Source organism: Arthrobacter ruber (genome assembly GCF_002954225.1).
Taxonomy (GTDB): domain Bacteria; phylum Actinomycetota; class Actinomycetes; order Actinomycetales; family Micrococcaceae; genus Arthrobacter_D; species Arthrobacter_D ruber.
In genome coordinates this window covers 118,452-137,217 of record NZ_PPTH01000018.1, presented here as the reverse complement: position 1 = coordinate 137,217, position 18,766 = coordinate 118,452, and the positions used below count along the sequence as shown (strand labels likewise).

Annotated in this window: 19 protein-coding genes; 13 read left to right on the top strand and 6 right to left on the bottom strand. The window is 70.9% G+C overall.

Annotated elements, in window-relative coordinates:
* The first annotated feature begins 42 nt into the window (after nucleotides 1-42).
* Complete coding sequence (locus CI785_RS14485; protein WP_105032807.1) at nucleotides 43-1,329, top strand: phosphotransferase; 1,287 nt, start codon at nucleotides 43-45, stop codon at nucleotides 1,327-1,329.
* 63 nt (nucleotides 1,330-1,392) lie between these two features.
* Here CI785_RS14485 and CI785_RS14480 read toward each other — a convergent pair whose 3' ends face one another.
* Both CI785_RS14480 and CI785_RS14475 read right to left on the bottom strand, forming a co-directional pair.
* Nucleotides 1,393-2,268 (bottom strand): alanyl-tRNA editing protein, encoded by an 876-nt coding sequence (locus tag CI785_RS14480; protein WP_105032806.1) that lies wholly within the window; start codon nucleotides 2,266-2,268, stop codon nucleotides 1,393-1,395.
* A 55-nt stretch (nucleotides 2,269-2,323) separates the two neighbouring features.
* Nucleotides 2,324-2,806, bottom strand: a complete 483-nt coding sequence (locus CI785_RS14475; RefSeq protein ID WP_205753643.1) for an Lrp/AsnC family transcriptional regulator — start codon at nucleotides 2,804-2,806, stop codon at nucleotides 2,324-2,326.
* Between the two features lie 161 nt (nucleotides 2,807-2,967).
* Here CI785_RS14475 and CI785_RS14470 point away from each other — a divergent pair, with 161 nt between their 5' ends.
* From CI785_RS14470 to CI785_RS14430, 9 genes are all read left to right on the top strand, one after another.
* On the top strand, nucleotides 2,968-4,209 hold the full coding sequence (locus CI785_RS14470; protein ID WP_105032804.1) for an MFS transporter: 1,242 nt from the start codon (nucleotides 2,968-2,970) through the stop codon (nucleotides 4,207-4,209).
* A gap of 70 nt (nucleotides 4,210-4,279) precedes the next feature.
* The gene (locus CI785_RS14465; protein WP_105032803.1) at nucleotides 4,280-5,248 is read left to right on the top strand and encodes an N-acetylglucosamine kinase; all 969 of its coding nucleotides are present in this window, start codon (nucleotides 4,280-4,282) and stop codon (nucleotides 5,246-5,248) included.
* Nucleotides 5,249-5,504: 256 nt separating this feature from the next.
* Entirely contained in the window at nucleotides 5,505-6,623 is a 1,119-nt protein-coding gene (locus CI785_RS14460; RefSeq protein WP_105033214.1) for an ABC transporter ATP-binding protein, read from the top strand.
* Nucleotides 6,624-6,625: 2 nt separating this feature from the next.
* Nucleotides 6,626-7,315: an ABC transporter permease gene (locus CI785_RS14455; RefSeq protein WP_105032802.1), complete on the top strand. Its 690-nt coding sequence runs from the start codon at nucleotides 6,626-6,628 to the stop codon at nucleotides 7,313-7,315.
* Entirely contained in the window at nucleotides 7,315-8,061 is a 747-nt protein-coding gene (locus CI785_RS14450; RefSeq protein WP_105032801.1) for an ABC transporter permease, read from the top strand. Before CI785_RS14455 ends, CI785_RS14450 begins: the two co-directional genes overlap by 1 nt.
* Nucleotides 8,058-9,026, top strand: coding sequence for an ABC transporter substrate-binding protein (locus CI785_RS14445; protein ID WP_105032800.1), 969 nt, complete (start codon nucleotides 8,058-8,060; stop codon nucleotides 9,024-9,026). Before CI785_RS14450 ends, CI785_RS14445 begins: the two co-directional genes overlap by 4 nt.
* 100 nt (nucleotides 9,027-9,126) lie before the next feature.
* Entirely contained in the window at nucleotides 9,127-10,344 is a 1,218-nt protein-coding gene (locus CI785_RS14440; protein ID WP_105032799.1) for a pyridoxal phosphate-dependent aminotransferase, read from the top strand.
* 31 nt (nucleotides 10,345-10,375) lie between these two features.
* A complete protein-coding gene (locus tag CI785_RS14435; protein WP_105032798.1) occupies nucleotides 10,376-11,224 on the top strand; it encodes a PPK2 family polyphosphate kinase in 849 nt (282 codons plus the stop codon).
* 91 nt (nucleotides 11,225-11,315) lie between these two features.
* A complete protein-coding gene (locus CI785_RS14430; RefSeq protein ID WP_105032797.1) occupies nucleotides 11,316-11,687 on the top strand; it encodes a VOC family protein in 372 nt (123 codons plus the stop codon).
* A gap of 17 nt (nucleotides 11,688-11,704) precedes the next feature.
* On the opposite strand, the gene CI785_RS14425 is transcribed toward CI785_RS14430, so the two are convergent.
* Genes CI785_RS14425 through xseA form a run of 3 tightly spaced genes read right to left on the bottom strand, consistent with a single transcriptional unit; the run spans nucleotide 11,705 to nucleotide 13,925 of the window.
* Complete coding sequence (locus tag CI785_RS14425; protein WP_240615217.1) at nucleotides 11,705-12,370, bottom strand: class I SAM-dependent DNA methyltransferase; 666 nt, start codon at nucleotides 12,368-12,370, stop codon at nucleotides 11,705-11,707.
* A gap of 5 nt (nucleotides 12,371-12,375) precedes the next feature.
* A complete protein-coding gene (locus CI785_RS14420) occupies nucleotides 12,376-12,612 on the bottom strand; it encodes an exodeoxyribonuclease VII small subunit (protein WP_105032795.1) in 237 nt (78 codons plus the stop codon).
* Nucleotides 12,609-13,925: an exodeoxyribonuclease VII large subunit gene (gene xseA / locus CI785_RS14415; protein ID WP_105032794.1), complete on the bottom strand. Its 1,317-nt coding sequence runs from the start codon at nucleotides 13,923-13,925 to the stop codon at nucleotides 12,609-12,611. Before xseA ends, CI785_RS14420 begins: the two co-directional genes overlap by 4 nt.
* Before the next feature lie 201 nt (nucleotides 13,926-14,126).
* Between xseA and CI785_RS14410 the strand changes: the two genes are divergently transcribed.
* Nucleotides 14,127-14,969 (top strand): hypothetical protein, encoded by an 843-nt coding sequence (locus CI785_RS14410; RefSeq protein WP_105032793.1) that lies wholly within the window; start codon nucleotides 14,127-14,129, stop codon nucleotides 14,967-14,969.
* 61 nt (nucleotides 14,970-15,030) lie between these two features.
* Entirely contained in the window at nucleotides 15,031-16,128 is a 1,098-nt protein-coding gene (locus CI785_RS14405; RefSeq protein WP_105032792.1) for a 4-hydroxy-3-methylbut-2-enyl diphosphate reductase, read from the top strand.
* 125 nt (nucleotides 16,129-16,253) lie between these two features.
* Here the strand turns inward: CI785_RS14405 and CI785_RS14400 are convergent, their stop codons facing one another.
* Nucleotides 16,254-17,594, bottom strand: coding sequence for a DNA recombination protein RmuC (locus CI785_RS14400; protein WP_205753642.1), 1,341 nt, complete (start codon nucleotides 17,592-17,594; stop codon nucleotides 16,254-16,256).
* An 83-nt stretch (nucleotides 17,595-17,677) separates the two neighbouring features.
* On the opposite strand from CI785_RS14400, the gene ychF reads away from it, so the two are divergent.
* Nucleotides 17,678-18,763 (top strand): redox-regulated ATPase YchF, encoded by a 1,086-nt coding sequence (gene ychF, locus CI785_RS14395; RefSeq protein WP_105032791.1) that lies wholly within the window; start codon nucleotides 17,678-17,680, stop codon nucleotides 18,761-18,763.
* Nucleotides 18,764-18,766: the final 3 nt, after the last annotated feature.

Below are 18,766 nucleotides of genomic sequence, written 5' to 3'. Positions count from 1 at the left end.
GCCCTCCGCGGGCACCCCGTCCTAGGCCTTCGGGGAGGCAGCATGAGGGCGAGGGAGGCGCGCATCCTCCGCGAGCAGGACGCCATGGCGCTCCTCGGCTCGGACGCGCCCTCCGGCATCCTGCGGCAGGTTCTGGCCTCCCGGGGATGGGAGCTCGAGGACTGGCGGCTCGAATCGCTGCACCACCGGCCGGGCGCCGGCGTGACGGGCGTGTACTCGGTCGCCGTCCGGCCCGCCCGCCGCCCGCGGGGCCGTCCCGACCGCCTCGAACGCGCGCCGGCGTACGCGTGCATCACCTCGGGCTCCGTCGTGCTCCCGTCCGACAGCGTCGCCGTGGTCCGCCGCGGCGCCGGTGATCTCGCGGTGTGGCTGCATCCCGCCGATCCGCTGCTGCCAGGACTGCCCCTGGCCGTCGACGCGGAGCGCGCCACGGCCTTCGCCTTCGGCCCGGGACATGATCCAGCGACGACACGCCTGGAGCTGCGGAGCTATCGACCGCTCCGCCGGGCCGTGGTGCTCGCGGTCAACGGGGAGGACCGTCGTTACCTGAAGGTGGTGCGGCGCCACGGCGCCGCACCACTGGCCGCGAAGCACCGCATGCTGCGCGCGGCAGGCGTCCCCGCGCCCCTCCTCGCCGGGGAGCCGGTGCAGGACGTCGTGGTCACGCATCCCGCACCGGGCACCCCGCTCGCCGAACTCCTCATGCGGGACGGTGCGGCCGACGTCGATCCGCGCCGCCTCGTGCAGGTGCTCGCCTCGCTGCCCCCCGCCGTGCTCTCGCTTCCCGTGCGTCCGCCCTGGGCTGCCCGGGTGCGTGACTACGGCGAAGGTGCGGCGGTCGCCCTTCCGGCGCGAGCGGCCCGCATCCGTCGTCTCGCGGCAGGCATCGACGATGTCGTCCGCTCGAGCGACAGCGGTCCGCTCGTACCCACCCACGGCGATTTCTACGAGGGCAACCTCCTGATCACCGATGGTGCTGTGACGGGGCTGCTGGACGTCGATGCGCTCGGACCGGGGCGGCTCGTGGACGACCTCGCCTGCTTCCTCGGGCATGTCGCCGTGCTGCCCGGACTGCACGCAGGTTATGCGCGCGTCCCGCAGGCGCTGCTGCGCTTCCTGCGGGTCTTCGACGAGCACGTGGATCCGGCGGCGCTCAGGAGCAGAGCTGCCGCCGTGAGCCTCACGCTCGTGGCGGGGGCCCGGAGGAGGGGGACCGACGACGGCGGGGCCGCCGAAGCGCTGTCCCGCCTCGAGGTCGCCGAGCAGTTCCTCGCAGACGCCATCGCCCTCGGTCCCTCGGGGACGGCGGGACGATCCGGGCGGAGGTAGGCGGTCCAGGCGCCCGATCCGGGCGTCAGCAGGACCGGCCGGACCGATGGGAGGTCTGCGGGGTCAGGCCGTCGCGGGCACCCCGACCCGCGTGTGCATCAGCAGGACCGGCGTGCCGTCGGCGTCCGTCATATCGAGCCGCACCAGGACCTCGAGTCCGGCCAGGGACGTCAGGTGCGTGCCGCCGCAGGGGATCTCCGCGTGTTCACCCGGCAGGTCGCAGACCCACCGGCGCCGGTCCGTCAGACCCGGCCCGTCCGCCGTGATGCCGATGGAGGCTCCGGTCGCCGTCCACGCCGCGAGCGTCGCATTCACCGCCGCCGCCGTCTCCTCGGGGTCCAGGTCCTCGACCGTGAAACCCTTCCGGCGCAGGGACTTGCCCAGGCGGTAGGTGTCCAGGGATCCGAACTCGCCGATCACCGTGGTGTCGATCGCCAGCGCGTCGAAGTTCGGCGCGCCGAGGGCGTCCGGGGCCACGTCCTTCCTCCAGCGGTCCGCCAGGGCGCGGTTGAGGGCCAGCGAGGCGAGGTGGCAGCCGGTGTGTCCTGCCGAGACGGCCGCGCGGTGGGCGGCGTCGACGGAGACCGTGACGTCGTCGCCCTCCGCCGGTCCGTCGCCGTCGGTGAGGTGCACGACGACGAACGCCCAGCCCTCGGTGCCCTTGCGGACGGGTGATTCCGCCCCCAGGTGCAGCGTGGTCCCGTCCGTGGCACCGACCACGCAGTCGGTGACGGGCCAGCTGCGCCCGTCGGAGCCGCGGAGCTCGCCGCGGTCGGCGCCCTGGTCGGGCCACGCGGAGTCGACCGGGTGGAAGGCCGTGGTGTCCAGCAGGACGGCACGGCGGCCGTCCTCGCGGATCTCCACGTGCAGCACCCGGGACGCCGATTCGACGGCGCCGGAGGGGTAGGTGACGCGCGTGTCGGTGGTGGGCAGGGTCATGATGCTCTCCTTGGTGGTATGGGGGCGGGGTGGGGTGGCCTCGACCGGGTGCCGCTCAGTCGTCCGCGGGGCGCTGTGCCAACCGTTCCAGCAGGGGTTCCGTGCGGTACGGGATGTGCTCGTGCAGTGCGAGGACCGTCTCGGTGCGGATGACGCCCTTGATCCTCAGGACCGAGCGCAGGGCGGCCTGCAGGTTGTGGGTGTCGGTCGCGGCCACCCGGCACCAGACATCACCCCGCCCGGAGATCTCGTGCACCTCGAGGACCTGGTCGAGGGTGCGCAGTCCGGCGATCACGCCGTCGAGCTCGCGGTGGGCCACCTCGATGGTGACGAAGGCGATGACGTCGTACCCGAGTGCCTCGAGGTCGAGCTCGCGCCCGCTCGGGCGGAGGATCCCGGCACGGAGCAGCCGGCGGATCCTGCTCTGGGCGGTGTTCCGTGCGACACCGAGCAGCTCGCCGAGCTCGCTCACCTGCGCGCGGGGGTCGCGTACGAGCTCCAGCAGCAGGCGCAGGTCGAGCCGATCCAGCTTGCTCACGAAGCTCACTTCCTGTCAGTCGGCATCATCGGTGTTGCGCACGCCGCTCAAAAGGCAGCATCGGATCGCTACAGGACGTGCAGTCGACCCCATCCTATAGAGGGCGGCACACGGGCGCGCCCGGAAGGCGCCTGGTCCTGGCGCCGCGAAGGAGGAGTGGGATGAGCGTTCTCAACGAGCTGCGCATGAGGCCGGCGTCCGTCGGGCACCGCAGCTGGGACGCCTCCCTCGCCGTCCGCCTGGCGCTCGCGGTCACCGTGATCTCCACCCTCCTGGTCGGAGCCAACCTCGCCACCCCCATCTACCCGCTCATCCAGGCCGAACTCGGGCTGACACCCTTTGCCGTCACCGTCGCCTTCGCTTCCTACGTCATGGCGCTGATCGGCGGGCTGGTCCTGGCGGGCCACTGGTCGGACCACATCGGCCGGCGCGCGGCACTGGTGCTCGCCGTCGTGCTCGGGCTGCTCGGCGCCGCGCTGTTCGCCGCCGCCACGTCGCTGCCGATGCTGGCGGCCGGACGCGCCCTGCAGGGCGGGGCCGTGGCCCTCGCCACGGGCGCGAGTGCCGCCGCTCTCCGTGACCTGCTGCCCACGCGGCCCGACTGGGCGTCCCGCTTCACCCTGATGGCCTCCGCGGGGGGCGTCGCGGCCGGGCCCGTGATCGGTGGACTCCTGTCGCTCCTGCCCGCCCCCACCAGGACGCCTTTCCTCGTCTACCTCGTGGTGCTCGCGAGCCTCCTCGTGCCACTCGTGCTGCTGCGCGCGCGTCCCGCCATCAAGCCCGCGGTGGAGCAGAACCCCCTCGCGGTGCTGCGTCCCCGCCGACCGGCGGTGTCCCGGGATGCGCGCCGGTCCTTCTGGACCGCATCGGCCGTCGGGTTCCTCAGTTTCGCCGTCTTCGGCTTCACGCTGAGTCTGGCGCCCACCTGGTTCGCAGGGATCGCGGATACCACCTCGCGGCCGCTCATCGGAGTCCTCGCAGCGCTCGTGCTCGGATCCTCCGCGGTCAGCCAGGTCCTGTCGCCCCGCGGGCGTCTCGTGGTGCCGCTGGGCCTCGCGGGCATGGCGCTGGGTGTCGGGCTCCTGCCCGTCGCCGGTGCCACGGGCAGCCTGCCCCTGCTCGTCGGTGCATGCATCACGGCCGGGTTCGGGCAGGGGATGGCCTTCCGGGTGGTCTTCAACGAGGTGTCCGTGACGGTGGATCCGGCACTGCACGCGCAGACGGTGAGCGCCGTGTACGTGCTCACCTACCTCGGCAGCGCCGTCCCGGTGCTCGGCCTCGGTGCGGCGGCGGGCATCTGGGGCCTGGACGCGTCGGTGACCGTCTTCGCGCTCGCGATCGCCGGGGTGTGTGCGGTCCTCGCCACGGGCTCGCTGGTGGTCCGCCGCCGCAGCGCCCGCTAGGGCGAACGTCACCCTGCCGGTCGACGGCGTCGCGCTGCCGGGGAGCGCAGCCTGTTTGTACCCTGTACGCATGTCGAAAAGCTCCCCGCCTCCGTCCGCCACCCCGATCGGCTCCGGCCCGGCCCAGGAGGCGACGGGGGTCGCGGAGGGGGCCGACAGGCTCGTCGTGGGCCTCGACATCGGCGGCTCGAAGACGCACGGAGCCCTCTGGCGCAACGGGGATCTGGTCGCCGAGGCCCGCGCCGGAAGTGCCAACGTGCAGAACGTGACCGCCGACGAGGCCGCACGCAGCCTCCGCGAGCTCTTCGGCGAGCTCCTGCCGGACGACGCGGCGCGCAGCATCGGGCGTGTCGTCGCCGGCTCCGGCGGCGTGGACACCGGCGCCGATGCCGACCGCCTCCGTGCCCTGATCGCGCCGCACGCCCCGGGGGCGCTGATCGAGGTCATCCACGACACGCGGCTCATCCTCGCCGCCGGGGGAGCGCGGACCGGGATCGCCGTCATCGCCGGCACCGGCTCGGTGGCCTGGGGTGTCACGGCGGACGGGCGCGAGGCACGCTCCGGCGGCTGGGGCTACCTGCTGGGCGACGAGGGCAGCGGCTACTGGGTGGCCCGCGAAGCGGTGCGACGGGCACTGCACCGGCACGACGTCGGGCTCCTGCCCGACACCCTCGACGCCGCGGTCCTGGCGCTCAATGCCGTCACCACGCCCACCGAACTGATCGGGCTCTTCCACTCCGGGACGGGGCGCACCTACTGGGCGGCGCAGTCGCGGGCCGTCTTCGACGCCGCCCGGGACGGTCACGGCGACGCGGCGGCCATCCTCGACCGTGCGGCCGACGACATCACGCGCCTCGTCCTCGACGTCGCATCCGTGATCGGCGTCCCCGGTCCCGTGGTCCTGGGTGGGGGGCTCGCCACGCACCAGCCGGACCTGCAGTCGCGCCTCCGGGACCGCCTCGCCGCCGCGGGCACGGACGACGTCGTGTTCCTCGCCGGTGATCCCGTGATGGGCGTCCGCTTCCTCGCCGACGGGTAGCAACCCGCCAAGCGGCCCCGGGCAGCGCTGATGCAGCACACATCCGCTACCCATATGGGGTCGTGTCCGCTCCGAACTCATGGTTAGACTCAGAACCTCCGACAGCTTGAACCGACCGCTGCGCCCCCGCCCAGCGGCCCGGACGGCAAGCCGGAGCCGCATCCCCTGCGGTCCGCGGGCGTAGCCCGGCCGAGAAGCTCCTGCCAGGAAAGGCGCAGCTGCCATGACACACGCCGAGCAGGCCTCCGGCCGCCCCATGATCGAGTTCCGCGACGTCACCAAGACCTACGACGGCGGACGTCCCGCCGTCGACGGCCTCAGCATGGAGATCGACCGCGGCAGGATCACCGTGTTCGTCGGCCCGTCGGGCTGCGGAAAGACCACCTCCCTGCGCATGATCAACCGGATGGTGGAACCGACCTCCGGGCAGATCCTCCTCGACGGGCAGGACGTGAGCCGGCAGAAGGCCGCGGAGCTGCGGCGCTCCATGGGCTACGTCATGCAGTCCTCGGGATTGCTGCCGCACCGGTCGGTCCTCGACAACATCGCCACCGTCCCCCGCCTCAACGGCGTCCCGAAGACCGAGGCACGCAGGCGTGCGCAGGAGCTGCTCGACGTCGTCGGCCTCGCCTCCGAGCTGGGCCGCCGCTATCCCGGGCAGCTCTCGGGCGGGCAGCAGCAACGCGTCGGCGTGGCCCGCGCCCTCGCCGCCGATCCGCCCGTGCTCCTCATGGACGAGCCCTTCAGCGCGGTGGACCCCGTGGTCCGCGCCGAACTGCAGGAGGAGCTGCTGCGCCTGCAGCGCGACCTCGCCAAGACGATCGTCTTCGTCACCCACGACATCGACGAGGCCACCATCCTCGGGGACAGGGTGGCGGTGTTCGCCGTCGGCGGGCGCCTCGCGCAGTACGCCGCCCCCGAGGAGATCCTGCGGGCCCCGGTGGACGACTTCGTGGCCGGCTTCGTGGGCCGCGACCGCGGGTTCCGCCACCTCTCCTTCCAGGAGGGCGACGGCGTCGCCATCCACCCCGTCGAGACCATCGACGCGGAGAGCCTCGCGGACCCGACGGTGTCCGTACGCTCCCCGTGGACCCTGCTGGTCGACGCGGAGGGGCGCCCGCACGGCTGGATCCCGCAGGCCACCCGCGGCAACATCACCCGGCAGGCCCAGGCCGTGCCGGGTGGATCGCTCTACACCCGCGGCGACTCCCTGCGCCGCGCGCTCGACGCCGCCCTGTCCTCGCCGTCGGGCCTCGGTGTGGCGGTCGACGACGACGGGCGCGCCGTCGGTGTGGTCCGGGCGGCCGAGGTCTTCGAACTCATCGAGGCCGCTCGCCTGGACCGGGGCCGCGCCCAGCACGACACGGCGGTCTGATCATGGACTGGTTCCTCTCCAACCTCGACTTCATCTGGCTGCACACGCGCCTGCACCTCGTCCAGGCGATCGTCCCGCTGGTCCTCGGCGTCCTCGCCGCCGTGCCGCTCGCCCAGCTCGCCCGGCTCAACCCGGTGGTCGGATCGGTGCTGCTGACCGGTTCGTCGATCCTCTACACCATCCCGTCGCTGGCGATGTTCGTGTTCCTCCCCGTGGTCCTCGGGACCCGGGTGATCGATCCCGTCAACGTGATCGTGGCGCTGTCCGTCTACGCCTTCTCCCTGCTCGTCCGGTCCACGCTCGATGCCCTCGACTCGATCGATGACGGCGTCCGGCAGGCCGCCGTCGCCATGGGGTACACGCCCGTGCGCCGGTTCCTCACCGTGGACCTCCCGCTGTCCCTGCCCGTGCTGTTCGCCGGGCTGCGCGTGGTCTCGGTCACCAACATCTCCCTGGTCAGCGTGGGCGCGCTCATCGGGGTGCCCAGCCTCGGGACGCTGTTCACCGATGGCCTGTTCCGCTCCTTCCCCACGGAGATCGCCGTCGGGATCGCCATCATCCTCCTGCTGGCCCTCGTCCTGGACCTCCTCCTCGTGCTCGTCGAACGCCTGCTGACACCCTGGACGCGCAGCGCCGGTGGCGGCAGGCCGGGCAGCGTCGTCGCACTCGAGGCGAAGGTGGCGGGCGCCTGATGGAGTACTCGAGCACCAACCTCTTCGTGCAGATGTGGGAGTGGCTGAGCGCCCCCGCGAACTGGGAGGGCTCGCGCGGCATACCCACGCGCGTCCTCGAGCACCTGGGCTACACGGGGCTGACCCTGCTGATAGCCCTCGCGATCGCCGTGCCGATCGGACTCTACGTCGGCCACACCGGACGCGGGCGCGTCGTCATCGTCTCCGGCGTCGGCATCCTCCGGGCCCTGCCGACGCTCGGCATGGTGTTCCTGTTCGTGCTGCTCGCGGGTCTGGGACTCATGCCGCCCATCTGGGCGCTCGTCCTGCTCGCCGTCCCGCCCCTGCTGAGCGGCATCTACGCCGGCATCTCGTCCGTGAACCGGACCGTGGTGGACGCCGCGCGGAGCATGGGCATGACGGAGCGGCAGGTCCTGTTCCGGGTCGAGGTGCCCAACGGGCTGCAGGTGATCCTCGGGGGAGTGCGCGCAGCGGTCCTGCAGGTCATCGCGACCGCGGCCGTCGTCGCGTTCATCAACCTCGGCGGGCTCGGGGTGTTCCTCGTGGAGGGCACCCAGCTCGCCGACTACGGGCGCCTGTTCGGCGGCGCCGTCGTCATCACCGTCCTCGCGATCGCCGTCGATCTGCTGCTGGGACTGGTCCAGAGATTCGCCATCCCGCCCGGACTCCGTACGTCCGGCGCGGGGAGGGCCCAGGGATCTGGCCGGCAGAAAGCCGTCGCCAGCGCACAAGGAGGAACACCATGAAGAACCTGTCACCGCACCGCGCCACACGGCGCGCTCTGATGGGACTGGCGGGCGGCCTGACGGCCGCGCTGGCGTTGACCGCCTGCGGCGCCAACAGCGACCCCCAGGGTGAACCGGAGAGCACCGCGAGCGCCGCCGGCGGCTCCGTCGTCGTCGGTTCGGCGGACTTCCCCGAGAGCCAGATCATCGCGGAGATCTACGCCGGGGCACTCGAGGCCGCCGGGTTCGAGGCGACCACGAAGCTCAACATCGGCTCGCGCGAGATCTACTACACGGCCCTCGAGGACGGATCGATCGACATCATGCCGGAATACGGCGGCAACCTGCTGCTGTTCGCCGATCCCGAGGCGACGGCCGCCTCCGCCGAGGACATCCTCGCGGCCCTGCCGGACGCGCTCGCCGCGAAGTCGCCCGACGTGGAGCTGGGCGTGCTCGAACCCTCGGAGGCCGAGGACAAGGATGCGCTCGTCGTCACGGCGGCCACGGCCGAGAAGTACAACCTCGAGTCCCTCGAGGACCTCGCGAAGGTCTGCGGCGAGATCACCATCGGCGCCCCGAGCACGTTCCAGGAGCGCGCCTACGGCCTGCCGGGCCTCAAGGAGAAGTACAACTGCGAACCCGGCGGCTTCGAGGCGATCAATGACGGCGGCGGCGACATCACGCTGCAGGCCCTGCTGAACGACGACGTGCAGGCGGCGGACATCTACACCACGACGCCGTCCATCCAGGACAACGACCTCGTGGTCCTCGAGGACCCCGAGAACAACTTCATCGCCCAGCAGGTGCTGCCGCTCGTCAACACCGGGACCGTCAGCAGCCAGGCGCAGGAGACCCTCAACAAGGTGTCGGCCGAGCTGACCACCGAGGACCTCCTCTCGCTCAATCGCGAGGTCAGCGGATCCGAGAAGCGGAACCCAGCGGATGCGGCGGCCGACTGGCTCAAGGAGAAGGGGCTCGCCGGCTAGTCCAGCGGTTCCCGGTTATTCCTCAGGGGCCCGGTGCCCGGCATCGACATGCCGCGTCCCGGGCCCCTGCTCCGGGCCCCGGCTGTGGCATCCTGATCCAATGGCCACCTACAAGCAGTCGGAAAAGCTCCGTAACGTCCTCTACGACATCCGGGGGCCGCTGCTCGAACACGCCATGACCATGGAGGCCCAGGGCCACCGGATCCTCAAGCTCAACATCGGCAACCCGGCGCCCTTCGGCTTCGAGGCCCCCGACGCGATCCTCGTGGACATGATCCGCAACCTGCCCAAGTCGCAGGGCTACAGCGACTCCCGGGGCATCTTCTCGGCGCGCACCGCCGTCGTGCAGTACTACCAGGGCCGCGGCATCCACTCGATCGACGTCGACGACGTGTACCTCGGCAACGGCGTCAGCGAACTCATCACCCTCTCCATGCAGGCCCTGCTCAACGCCGGTGACGAGATCCTCATCCCCACGCCGGACTACCCGCTCTGGACGGCCTCCGTGGCGCTCGCCAGCGGCACGCCCGTGCACTACCTCTGCGACGAGGACAACCACTGGTGGCCGGACCTCGAGGACATGGCCTCCAAGATCACCCCGAACACCCGGGGCATCGTGCTGATCAACCCGAACAACCCCACGGGATCGGTCTACCCCCGGCCCGTCCTCGAGGCGATCGTGCGCCTCGCCCGCGAGCACGGGCTCATCATCTTCGCCGACGAGATCTACGAGAAGATCCTCTACGACGACGCCGTGCACATCAATGCGGCCTCCGTCACGGGCGACGACGTGCTCTGCCTCACGTTCAGCGGGCTGTCCAAGGCCTACCGCATCGCCGGCTTCCGCAGCGGCTGGATGGCGATCTCGGGTCCGAAGCGGGACGCCGCGAACTACGTCGAGGGCATCAACCTCCTCGCCAACATGCGCCTGTGCGCCAACGTGCCGGCGCAGCACGCCATCCAGACGGCACTCGGCGGCTACCAGAGCATCAACGACCTCATCCTGCCCGGGGGGCGCCTGAAGCAGCAGCGCGACAAGGCCGCGCAGATGCTCAACGCGATCGACGGCGTGAGCTGCGAGGTGGCGCAGGGCGCGCTGTATCTCTTCCCGAAGCTGGACCCCGAGGTCTACCCCATCAAGGACGACGAGAAGTTCGCCCTGGACCTCCTGAAGCAGCAGAAGATCCTGATCTCGCACGGCAGCGCCTTCAACTGGGTGCACACCGACCACTTCCGGATGGTGACGCTGCCGAGCGTGGAGGTCATCGAGGACGCCATCGGACGGCTCGCCGACTTCCTCTCGACCTACAAGCCCTGACACCCGCCGCAGACCGATAGCAGGAGGAAGCATGCGCGCCACCGCCACCACCGATTTCCGGCACCTCCTCCTGGCGGGGCCGGACTTCTCGCTCGCGTCCGTGGACCCGCACTCCACGCCGGGGTTCGACGGCGGCAAGGAGCAGGGCAAGGCGGCGCTCGCCGCCGGTGCGGATGCGCTGTCGTCCCTGCAGGAGAAGCTGTTCGCGGAGAGCCGGTCCGGCAGCGAGATCGCCGTGCTGCTCGTGCTGCAGGGGATGGACACCTCGGGCAAGGGCGGGATCGTGCGGCACGTGCTCGGCCTCGTGGACCCGCAGGGCGTCCACCACCACGCCTTCAAGGCGCCCACGGAGGAGGAACGGCAGCACGACTTCCTCTGGCGCATCCGCCGCCAGCTGCCCGGTGCCGGGCTGATCGGGGTCTTCGACCGGTCGCACTACGAGGACGTCCTGGTCCACCGGGTGCGCGGGCTGTCCTCGCCCGCGAAGATCGAGGAACGGTACGCGGCGGTCCAGCAGTTCGAGGCCGACGTCGTCGCCTCCGGTACGCGCCTGCTCAAGGTGATGCTCCACATCGGCAAGGACGAGCAGAAGGCGCGCCTCACCCAGCGGCTCGAGCGCCCGGACAAGTACTGGAAGTACAACCCGGGCGACATCGACGACCGCGTCCACTGGCAGCAGTACCAGGAGGCGTACCAGGTGGCCATCGAGCGGACGAGCACGCCGGATGCGCCCTGGTACGTGGTGCCCGCGGACCGCAAATGGTACGCACGGCTCGCCGTCCAGCACCTGCTGACCGCCGCCCTGGAGGACATGCAGCTGAGCTGGCCGCGCGCGTCGTTCGACGTCGACGTCGAGAAGCGGCGCCTCGCCGCCACGTGAGGCCGGTCGGTCCGCCGATCGCCCTCCGCGGACCGTTCCTGTCCGCGACCGCTCCTAGTCTTGAGGCTCCATCACCAGCACGGAGGTCATCATGGACTACAGGATCGAACTCATCGGCGTGCCCGTCAGCGACGTGGACCGTTCCATCGCGTTCTACCGGGACCAGGCGGGCTTCGTGCTCGACCATGACCACCGGGTGAGCGAGGGCGTGCGGTTCGTGCAGTTCACGCCGCCGGGCTCCGCCTGTTCCATCGCCTTCGGCGAGGGCATCAGCGACATGGTCCCGGGATCGCTGCGCGGCATCCAGGTGGTCGTGGCGGATGCGGTGAAAGCGCGGACAGAGCTGATGGAGCGCGGAGTGGCGGCGTCGGACGTCGACGAGCAGCCCTGGGGGAAGTTCGTGTACTTCGCCGACCCGGACGGGAACGCGTGGGCCCTGCAGGAGCTGCCCGACCGGAGGTGACGTAGGCGCCTCCGTGACTACCGCCGACCGGATCCTTCTGCCGGCAGGGCGGCGAGGATGATCGCCTGATCGTCCTTCTCCGAGGGCCGCGGCCGGCGGACGAGTGTCGCCTCCGTGGTGAATCCCGCGTCGGCAAGCTGCCGTTGCACCGCACACGGTTCATGGAGGAACGCGGTGAGAGCGACGTCGTGCCCGTATGCCCGGTGGATCTCGCGTCGTCCGCGGCCGGCCTGGAAGCCCAGAAGCAGGAGGCCGTCGGGTCGCAGCACCCGCGCGAACTCCGCGAGCACCACGGGCAATTCGTCGGGATCGGTGTGGATGACCGAGTACCAGGACAGGACGCCGTCCGCCGAGCCATCAGGCGCGGGTAGCGCCGTGACGGAGCCCTGGAGGAAGTCCTGGTCGGGATGATCGACGCGGGCTGTGTCCACCATTCCCTGGGACAGATCCACTCCGGTGTACTGCAGCCCGTGCCTGACCAGGACCGGCGCCATGCGGCCGGCACCACTGCCCGCGTCGATCACGCGGCATCTCGTGGTCCGCGCGACGCGGCCGGCGAAATCGGCGATCATCGCCCGATCGAGGGGCGCCTCGAACCCGTCGTCCGGCAGGGCGGCGGCATAGGTGGCTGCGACGAGGTCGTACGCCGTCGCCGTCCTGCCGGCGGATCCACTCGACCGCACGCGGATTACTGGTCCTCGGCCTTGTCCCGTGCCGCCGCGAGTCTCACCTTCGCGCCCTCGAGCCATGCCTCGCAGCGGTCCGCCAGGGCCTCGCCGCGCTCCCACAGTGCGAGGGACTCCTCGAGGCTCACGCCTCCGGCCTCGAGTCGGGACACGACGGCGACGAGTTCCTCCCGGGCCTGCTCGTAGGACAGCGTGTCGACATCGGGGCGCTGTGGTGCCTGGGTGTTGTTCTCGGTCATGCCGGCTTCCTCTCTCGACGGCCCGCTTCCGGGCCCTGTTCTGTCCGGGCGACGGCCCCGAACTGTCCACCCGCGACGCGGATACGCAGGACGTCCCCGGTCCCGACGTCGTCGGGCTCCCGGACCACGTGTCCGTCGGCGGTCTGCACGACGGCGTACCCGCGGTCGAGGGTCTTCTGGGGGGAGAGGGACCGCACGCGTTCGCGCAGGTGGTGGATCGCGTCGGCATCCCGCTCGACGGCGGCGGAGGTGCTCCGCAGCGCCCGGGATCGGAGGCGCTCGACGTCGGCCTCGCGCACGTCGATCATCCCTTCCGGCTTCGCCAGGGACGGCCGGGACCGCAGGTTCGCCAGGCTCTCGCTCTCGCGATGCACGAGCAGCCGGATGGAGCGTTCGAGTGCCACCCGGGCCTGCCGGATCCTGCCGAGCTCCTCGGTGACATCGGGGACCACGCGCTTGGCCGCGTCGGTGGGCGTCGAGGCACGCAGATCGGCTACCTCGTCGAGCAGGGGCCGGTCCGCCTCGTGGCCGATGGCGCTGACCACGGGGGTCCTGGCCATCGAGACGGCCCGGACGAGCGATTCGTCGCTGAACGGCAGGAGATCCTCGAGGGCGCCTCCGCCGCGGGCGATGATGATGACGTCGACCTGCGGATGGGCGTCCAGCTCGGCGAGCGCCGCGGACACCTGGGCCACGCTGCTCACGCCCTGGACCGCGACCTCGCGCACCTCGAACTCGACGGCGGGCCACCGCAGCGCGGCGTTGCGCATGACGTCCTTCATCGCGTCCGAGTCGCGACCCGTGATGAGCCCGATCCGGTGGGGCAGGAGGGGCAGCGGCTTCTTGCGCGCCACCGCGAAGAGCCCTTCGGCGGCCAGCGCCTGCCGCAGGCGTTCGATGCGCGCGAGGAGGTCGCCGATACCCACGGGCCGGATGTCGATGGTCTGCATCGAGAGCCGCCCGGTCTTGACCCAGAAGTCGGGTTTGAGGCGGGCGACAACCCGCGAGCCCCGCTCCAGGGGAGAGGACACCCGGTCCATCACCGAGCCGAACACGGACAGCGAGAGGGACACCTCCGAGTCGACGTCGCGCAGGGTGATGTAGCACATGCTCGCGCGGCGGTTCAGTTCGATGACCTGTCCCTCGACCCACGCCGCCGGGGCGCGTTCGATGTGCGCCTTGAGCTTCTCGGAGAGCAGGTGCAGCGGCCACGGCGCATCGGGCGAGGTCTCCGCCGCCGTCGCGGGGGTCGTGGACGAGCGCGGGGCCCCATCGGCGCCCGCGGACGGCGCGCGCATTCCCTCGCTCGTCATGACTGTCCTGTCCGCGGGGAGGTTCATGATCCCGCTTCCGCTGCTCGAAAGTGCACTGTTCATCTCTACCATCCCCGACCCACAGCCCATCGCCCAGGGCGGCTATGTGTAGTGCCGGGAGGGGGCCGGGGCCGGGGCCGGCCGTGCCCCCGGATCAGGGAACCGGCATAATCGTGCCTTCGACCTCCATCTAAGGATTCCATGCGGACCCTCGTCTCTGCCCTCCTGGGCCTTCTCGCGCTCGTTGCCGCTGCCGGAGGTCTGGCGTCGGCCTGGCTCGACGAGAACCTCGTGGAGGAGTCCGGGTTCATCGCGCTCGCGGCTCCCCTCGCGGAGGACGCCGACTTCCAGACGGCGCTCTCGGAGTCGCTCGTGCAGGAGGTCACGGCGAACACCGGGCTGCCGGAGCAGGTGCAGTCCTTCGTGGAACCGCTCATCCGGGACGCCGCCGGAGCCGTCACCGGTTCCTCCCGCTACCCGGGAGCGTGGACGGAGACACTACGGCTGTCCCACGCCGTCACGTTCGCCCAGGCGCCCGAACCATCGGAAGCGGCGCCGGCGATCCTGACCCTCGACCTCGGACCGGTGCTGGGTCTCGTCGCGGAGAGCGTGGGCGGCAGCGTGGGCGTGGACGTGCCCGTGCCGCAGGACACCACGATCGAGGTGGGATCCCTCGAGCGCGGCGGCCTGCTGAGCGGCATCGCCCAGGGTGTGGAGCCCTGGCGGCTGTACCTCGCGGGCGCCGCAGTGCTCGGGGTGCTCGCCCTGCTGGTTGCGCGGCGGCGCGGTACCACCCTCGCGCTGCTGGGGCTCGGGGTCATCGGAATCGGCACGCTCGGGCTGCTCGCGGCGGCGTGGGTTCCTGCAGCTGCCGCCGCCGTCCCCGGGACGAGCGCCATCGCGGACGTGTTCATCGGGGGCCTCGCGGAACGGGCCGGGGCGGACATCGCGGTCTCGAGCACGCCCGTGATCGTCGCGGGAATCATCGGGCTCGTTCTCGGCGTCGTCGGGCGGCTCGCATCCGGTCGCCGCCGTAGGGCTTAGCTCACAGCGGAGTACGGACGGATCAGCGGGCCGCGGACAGCCGACCCGGTAGAATCGGGGAATGACCAGTACCACCGTTCAGGTCCCCATGCCCACCATCCCGCGCAGGCGTCGCTCCCCGGAGGACGTGCTCGCCGCCGCGCCGGTAGCGGGGGAGAAGAAGGTACTGCTCGCCGCCCCCCGCGGGTACTGTGCCGGCGTGGACCGTGCCGTCATCGCCGTCGAGAAGGCGCTGGAGCACTACGGACCGCCGGTGTACGTCCGGAAGCAGATCGTGCACAACCTGCACGTCGTCTCCACGCTCGAGGCGAAGGGCGCCGTCTTCGTCGACGAGACCGACGAGGTCCCCGAGGGTGCACTTGTGGTGTTCTCCGCCCACGGTGTGTCACCCGCCGTCGTCCAGTCCGCCGAGGACCGCGGCCTGCGCACGATCGACGCCACCTGCCCGCTGGTGACCAAGGTGCACCGTGAGGCCCAGCGCTTCGCCCGCGACGACTTCGACATCCTGCTGATCGGCCACGAGGGCCACGAGGAAGTGGAGGGCACCGCCGGCGAGGCCCCCGACCACATCCAGATCGTCAACGGGCCGGAGGACGTCGACAAGGTCCAGGTACGCGACCCGGAGCGGCTCATCTGGCTCTCCCAGACCACGCTCAGCGTCGACGAGACCATGCTGACCGTGAACCTGCTCAAGGAGCGGTTCCCGACGCTCCAGGATCCGCCCAGCGACGACATCTGCTACGCCACCTCGAACCGCCAGGCCGCGATCAAGAAGATCGCACCGCAGACCGATCTCGTCATCGTGGTCGGCTCGGCCAATTCCTCGAACTCGGTCCGCCTGGTCGAGGTCGCGCTGGAGTACGGGGCGAAGGCGTCGTACCGGGTGGACTTCGCGAACGAGGTGGACGAGTCCTGGTTCGAGGGCGTCGCCACCGTCGGCATCTCCTCGGGTGCATCGGTGCCCGAGAACCTCGTCCAGGACGTCCTGCGGCTCCTCGCCGAGTACGGCTACGGCGAGGTCGAGGAGGTCGTGACGGCCCAGGAGGACATCATCTTCTCCCTGCCCAAGGAGATCCGTGCGGCGCTGAAGGCCATGGGCGATCCCTCCCAGGGGCGCGGCGGCCGGGGCCAGCTGCAGGACCGCTCAAACCTCAACTGACGGCGGGAGTGCGGCGACGCACCGAGAACGGAACGACGACGGCGGCCCCTCCTACCGAGGGCCGCCGTCGTCGTACAGGAAGGCAGGCTGCTGTCGCCGCCCGGGACGGGCGGTCGTGCGTCGCGTCAGCCGGCCGTCTCCTCGAGGAGCTCGTGGGCCGTCAGGGAGCGTGGTGTGGCGTCGATCGCCGCCGCGGCCTGGGCAGGTCCCGTCATCGCTCCGGCACGCTGGGCGCGGGCGGCGCCGAGCAGGCTGACGTCGGCGCCCGATCCACCGTCCGCAGCGGTGTCACCGCCGGCCCCTTCCACGGCCGCCTCGACGGCATCGAGGGACGCGGAGTCGAAAGCGCCGATGCGGCGGGCCGTCGGCAGCACCCTCGATTCGAGGGCACCGACGAAGGAGTTGTAGCGCTCCACCGACGTCTTCAGGGACGTCCCAAGACGCGTGACGTGGCCACCCATGGTGCCGAGGCGTTCGTACAGCTGCTTGGACAGGTCGAACAGCTCTCGGGCGTTGTCGGTGAGGACGGCCTGCCGCCAGCTGAATGCGGCGCCCTTGAGGATGCCCAGGAGCGAGACCGGGGACGCGAGGGCCACGTTGCGCGAGAACGCGTAGTCGAGCAGTTCGGGGTCCGCCCGCAGCGCCTCGGAGAGCACGGACTCGACCGGGATGAAGCAGATGACGAGTTCGGGGGAGTTCGCGACGCCTTCCCAGTACTTCTTCCGTGCCAGGGCGTCGACGTGTGCCCGCAGCGCCTTCGAATGCTGTTTCAGCAGGTCGCTGCGACGGGCGTCGGCGTCGACATCGCCCCGCTCGTCCGATGCCCCCGACAGCTCCTGGGCCGCGAGGAAGGCGCTGAGGGGGACCTTGGCGTCGATCACGAGCTGCTTGTCGCCGGGCAGCTGGACGACCATGTCCGGCCGCGAGCGCTCGCCGTCGTCCCCTGCGGCGAAGGACACCTGCTCGAGGAAGTCGACGCGCGAGAGCATGCCGGCCGCCTCCACGACGCGCCGCAGCTGCACCTCGCCCCACTGGCCGCGCGCGCTGTTGCTGCGCAGCGCGCCGGCGAGGGAGGAGGTGGTCGAGAGCAGCAGGGCATCCGCCTCTCGCGACTCCTCGAGCTGCCGTGCGAGCTGCCCGTACTGCTCCACGCGGTCCCGCTCGAGCAGCCCCACCTGCCGCTGCACCTGTGTCAGCTTCTCCGCCACCGGGGCGAGGGCCCGCAGGACGTCGTTGTCGGTGGACGTCCTGCCGGTCAGCTCGCGGTTGTGCTGCTGCAGGAGGTCCCGCTGGGCCGCGGCGGCCGCGAGGTCCGTCGTCGTCCTCCCGAGACGCGCGGTCGCGTCGTCGAGCTCCGTGCGCAGCTCCTCCGCTCGTAACCGCAGGGTGCGGTACACCAGGAAAGCGCCGACGGCGCAGCCCAGGACGAAGGCGAGCAGGACGAGGAGGACGGCTGTGGTGCTCATGCCCACACTGTCGCAGGAACCTCCGACATTCACGCCGTCCCCGCCGCCGGACGGCGCGTCGGCGCCCGGTAGACTTGTCTCCCGTGGCTCTTACTATCGGCATCGTCGGACTGCCCAACGTCGGCAAATCAACACTCTTCAATGCGCTGACGCGCAACAACGTCCTGGCGGCGAACTACCCGTTCGCGACCATCGAGCCGAACGTCGGCGTCGTCAACCTCCCCGACCCGCGCCTGGCGCAGCTCGCCGAGGTCTTCGGGTCGAAGCAGATCCTGCCGGCGACCGTCTCCTTCGTGGACATCGCGGGCATCGTGAAGGGTGCCTCGGAGGGTGAGGGCCTCGGTAACCAGTTCCTCGCCAACATTCGTGAGGCCGAGGCGATCGCCCAGGTCATCCGCGTATTCGACGACCCCGACGTCATCCACGTGGACGGCAAGGTGGACCCGCGCTCGGACATGGAGACCATCAACACGGAACTGATCCTCGCCGACCTGCAGACGCTCGAGAAGGCCATCCCGCGCGTCGAGAAGGAAGTGAAGATCAAGAAGCGTGAGGCCGCGCAGCTCAGCGCCATGCAGGCCGCGCAGTCGGTCCTCGAGCGCGGCAACACCATCTTCTCGTCCGTCGCGAGCGACAAGCTCGAGATGGAACACCTCCGCGAGCTCAGCCTGCTCACGGCCAAGCCGTTCATCTACGTGTTCAACGTCGACGACGCCGTCCTCGGCAGCCCCGAGCGCCAGGAGGAGCTCCGACAGCTCGTTGCCCCCGCCGATGCGATCTTCCTCGACGCGAAGCTCGAGGCGGACCTCGTGGAACTCGACGAGGCAGAGGCCCGCGAGATGCTCGAGATGAACGGGCAGGAGGAGTCGGGCCTCGACCAGCTCGCGCGCGTGGGTTTCCACACCCTCGGCCTGCAGACCTACCTCACGGCGGGTCCCAAGGAGAGCCGTGCCTGGACGATCAAGAAGGGCGCGACGGCGCCCGAGGCCGCCGGCGTCATCCACTCCGATTTCCAGCGCGGCTTCATCAAGGCCGAGGTGGTTCATTTCGAGGACCTGATCGGTGCCGGCTCCATGAGTGAGGCGAAGTCCCGCGGCAAGGTCCGCATCGAGGGCAAGGAGTACGTCATGGCGGACGGCGACGTCGTTGAGTTCCGATTCAATGTGTAATCG

Bases quoted from the DNA above. Each gene is read 5' to 3' on its own strand.
- CI785_RS14485 (WP_105032807.1), top strand. From the start codon at position 43: ATGAGGGCGAGGGAGGCGCGCATCCTCCGCGAGCAGGACGCCATGGCG.
- CI785_RS14480 (WP_105032806.1), bottom strand. From the start codon at position 2,268: ATGACCCTGCCCACCACCGACACGCGCGTCACCTACCCCTCCGGCGCC.
- CI785_RS14470 (WP_105032804.1), top strand. From the start codon at position 2,968: ATGAGCGTTCTCAACGAGCTGCGCATGAGGCCGGCGTCCGTCGGGCAC.
- CI785_RS14465 (WP_105032803.1), top strand. From the start codon at position 4,280: ATGTCGAAAAGCTCCCCGCCTCCGTCCGCCACCCCGATCGGCTCCGGC.
- CI785_RS14460 (WP_105033214.1), top strand. From the start codon at position 5,505: ATGATCGAGTTCCGCGACGTCACCAAGACCTACGACGGCGGACGTCCC.
- CI785_RS14455 (WP_105032802.1), top strand. From the start codon at position 6,626: ATGGACTGGTTCCTCTCCAACCTCGACTTCATCTGGCTGCACACGCGC.
- CI785_RS14450 (WP_105032801.1), top strand. From the start codon at position 7,315: ATGGAGTACTCGAGCACCAACCTCTTCGTGCAGATGTGGGAGTGGCTG.
- CI785_RS14445 (WP_105032800.1), top strand. From the start codon at position 8,058: ATGAAGAACCTGTCACCGCACCGCGCCACACGGCGCGCTCTGATGGGA.
- CI785_RS14440 (WP_105032799.1), top strand. From the start codon at position 9,127: ATGGCCACCTACAAGCAGTCGGAAAAGCTCCGTAACGTCCTCTACGAC.
- CI785_RS14435 (WP_105032798.1), top strand. From the start codon at position 10,376: ATGCGCGCCACCGCCACCACCGATTTCCGGCACCTCCTCCTGGCGGGG.
- CI785_RS14430 (WP_105032797.1), top strand. From the start codon at position 11,316: ATGGACTACAGGATCGAACTCATCGGCGTGCCCGTCAGCGACGTGGAC.
- CI785_RS14420 (WP_105032795.1), bottom strand. From the start codon at position 12,612: ATGACCGAGAACAACACCCAGGCACCACAGCGCCCCGATGTCGACACG.
- xseA (WP_105032794.1), bottom strand. From the start codon at position 13,925: ATGACGAGCGAGGGAATGCGCGCGCCGTCCGCGGGCGCCGATGGGGCC.
- CI785_RS14410 (WP_105032793.1), top strand. From the start codon at position 14,127: ATGCGGACCCTCGTCTCTGCCCTCCTGGGCCTTCTCGCGCTCGTTGCC.
- CI785_RS14405 (WP_105032792.1), top strand. From the start codon at position 15,031: ATGACCAGTACCACCGTTCAGGTCCCCATGCCCACCATCCCGCGCAGG.
- CI785_RS14400 (WP_205753642.1), bottom strand. From the start codon at position 17,594: ATGAGCACCACAGCCGTCCTCCTCGTCCTGCTCGCCTTCGTCCTGGGC.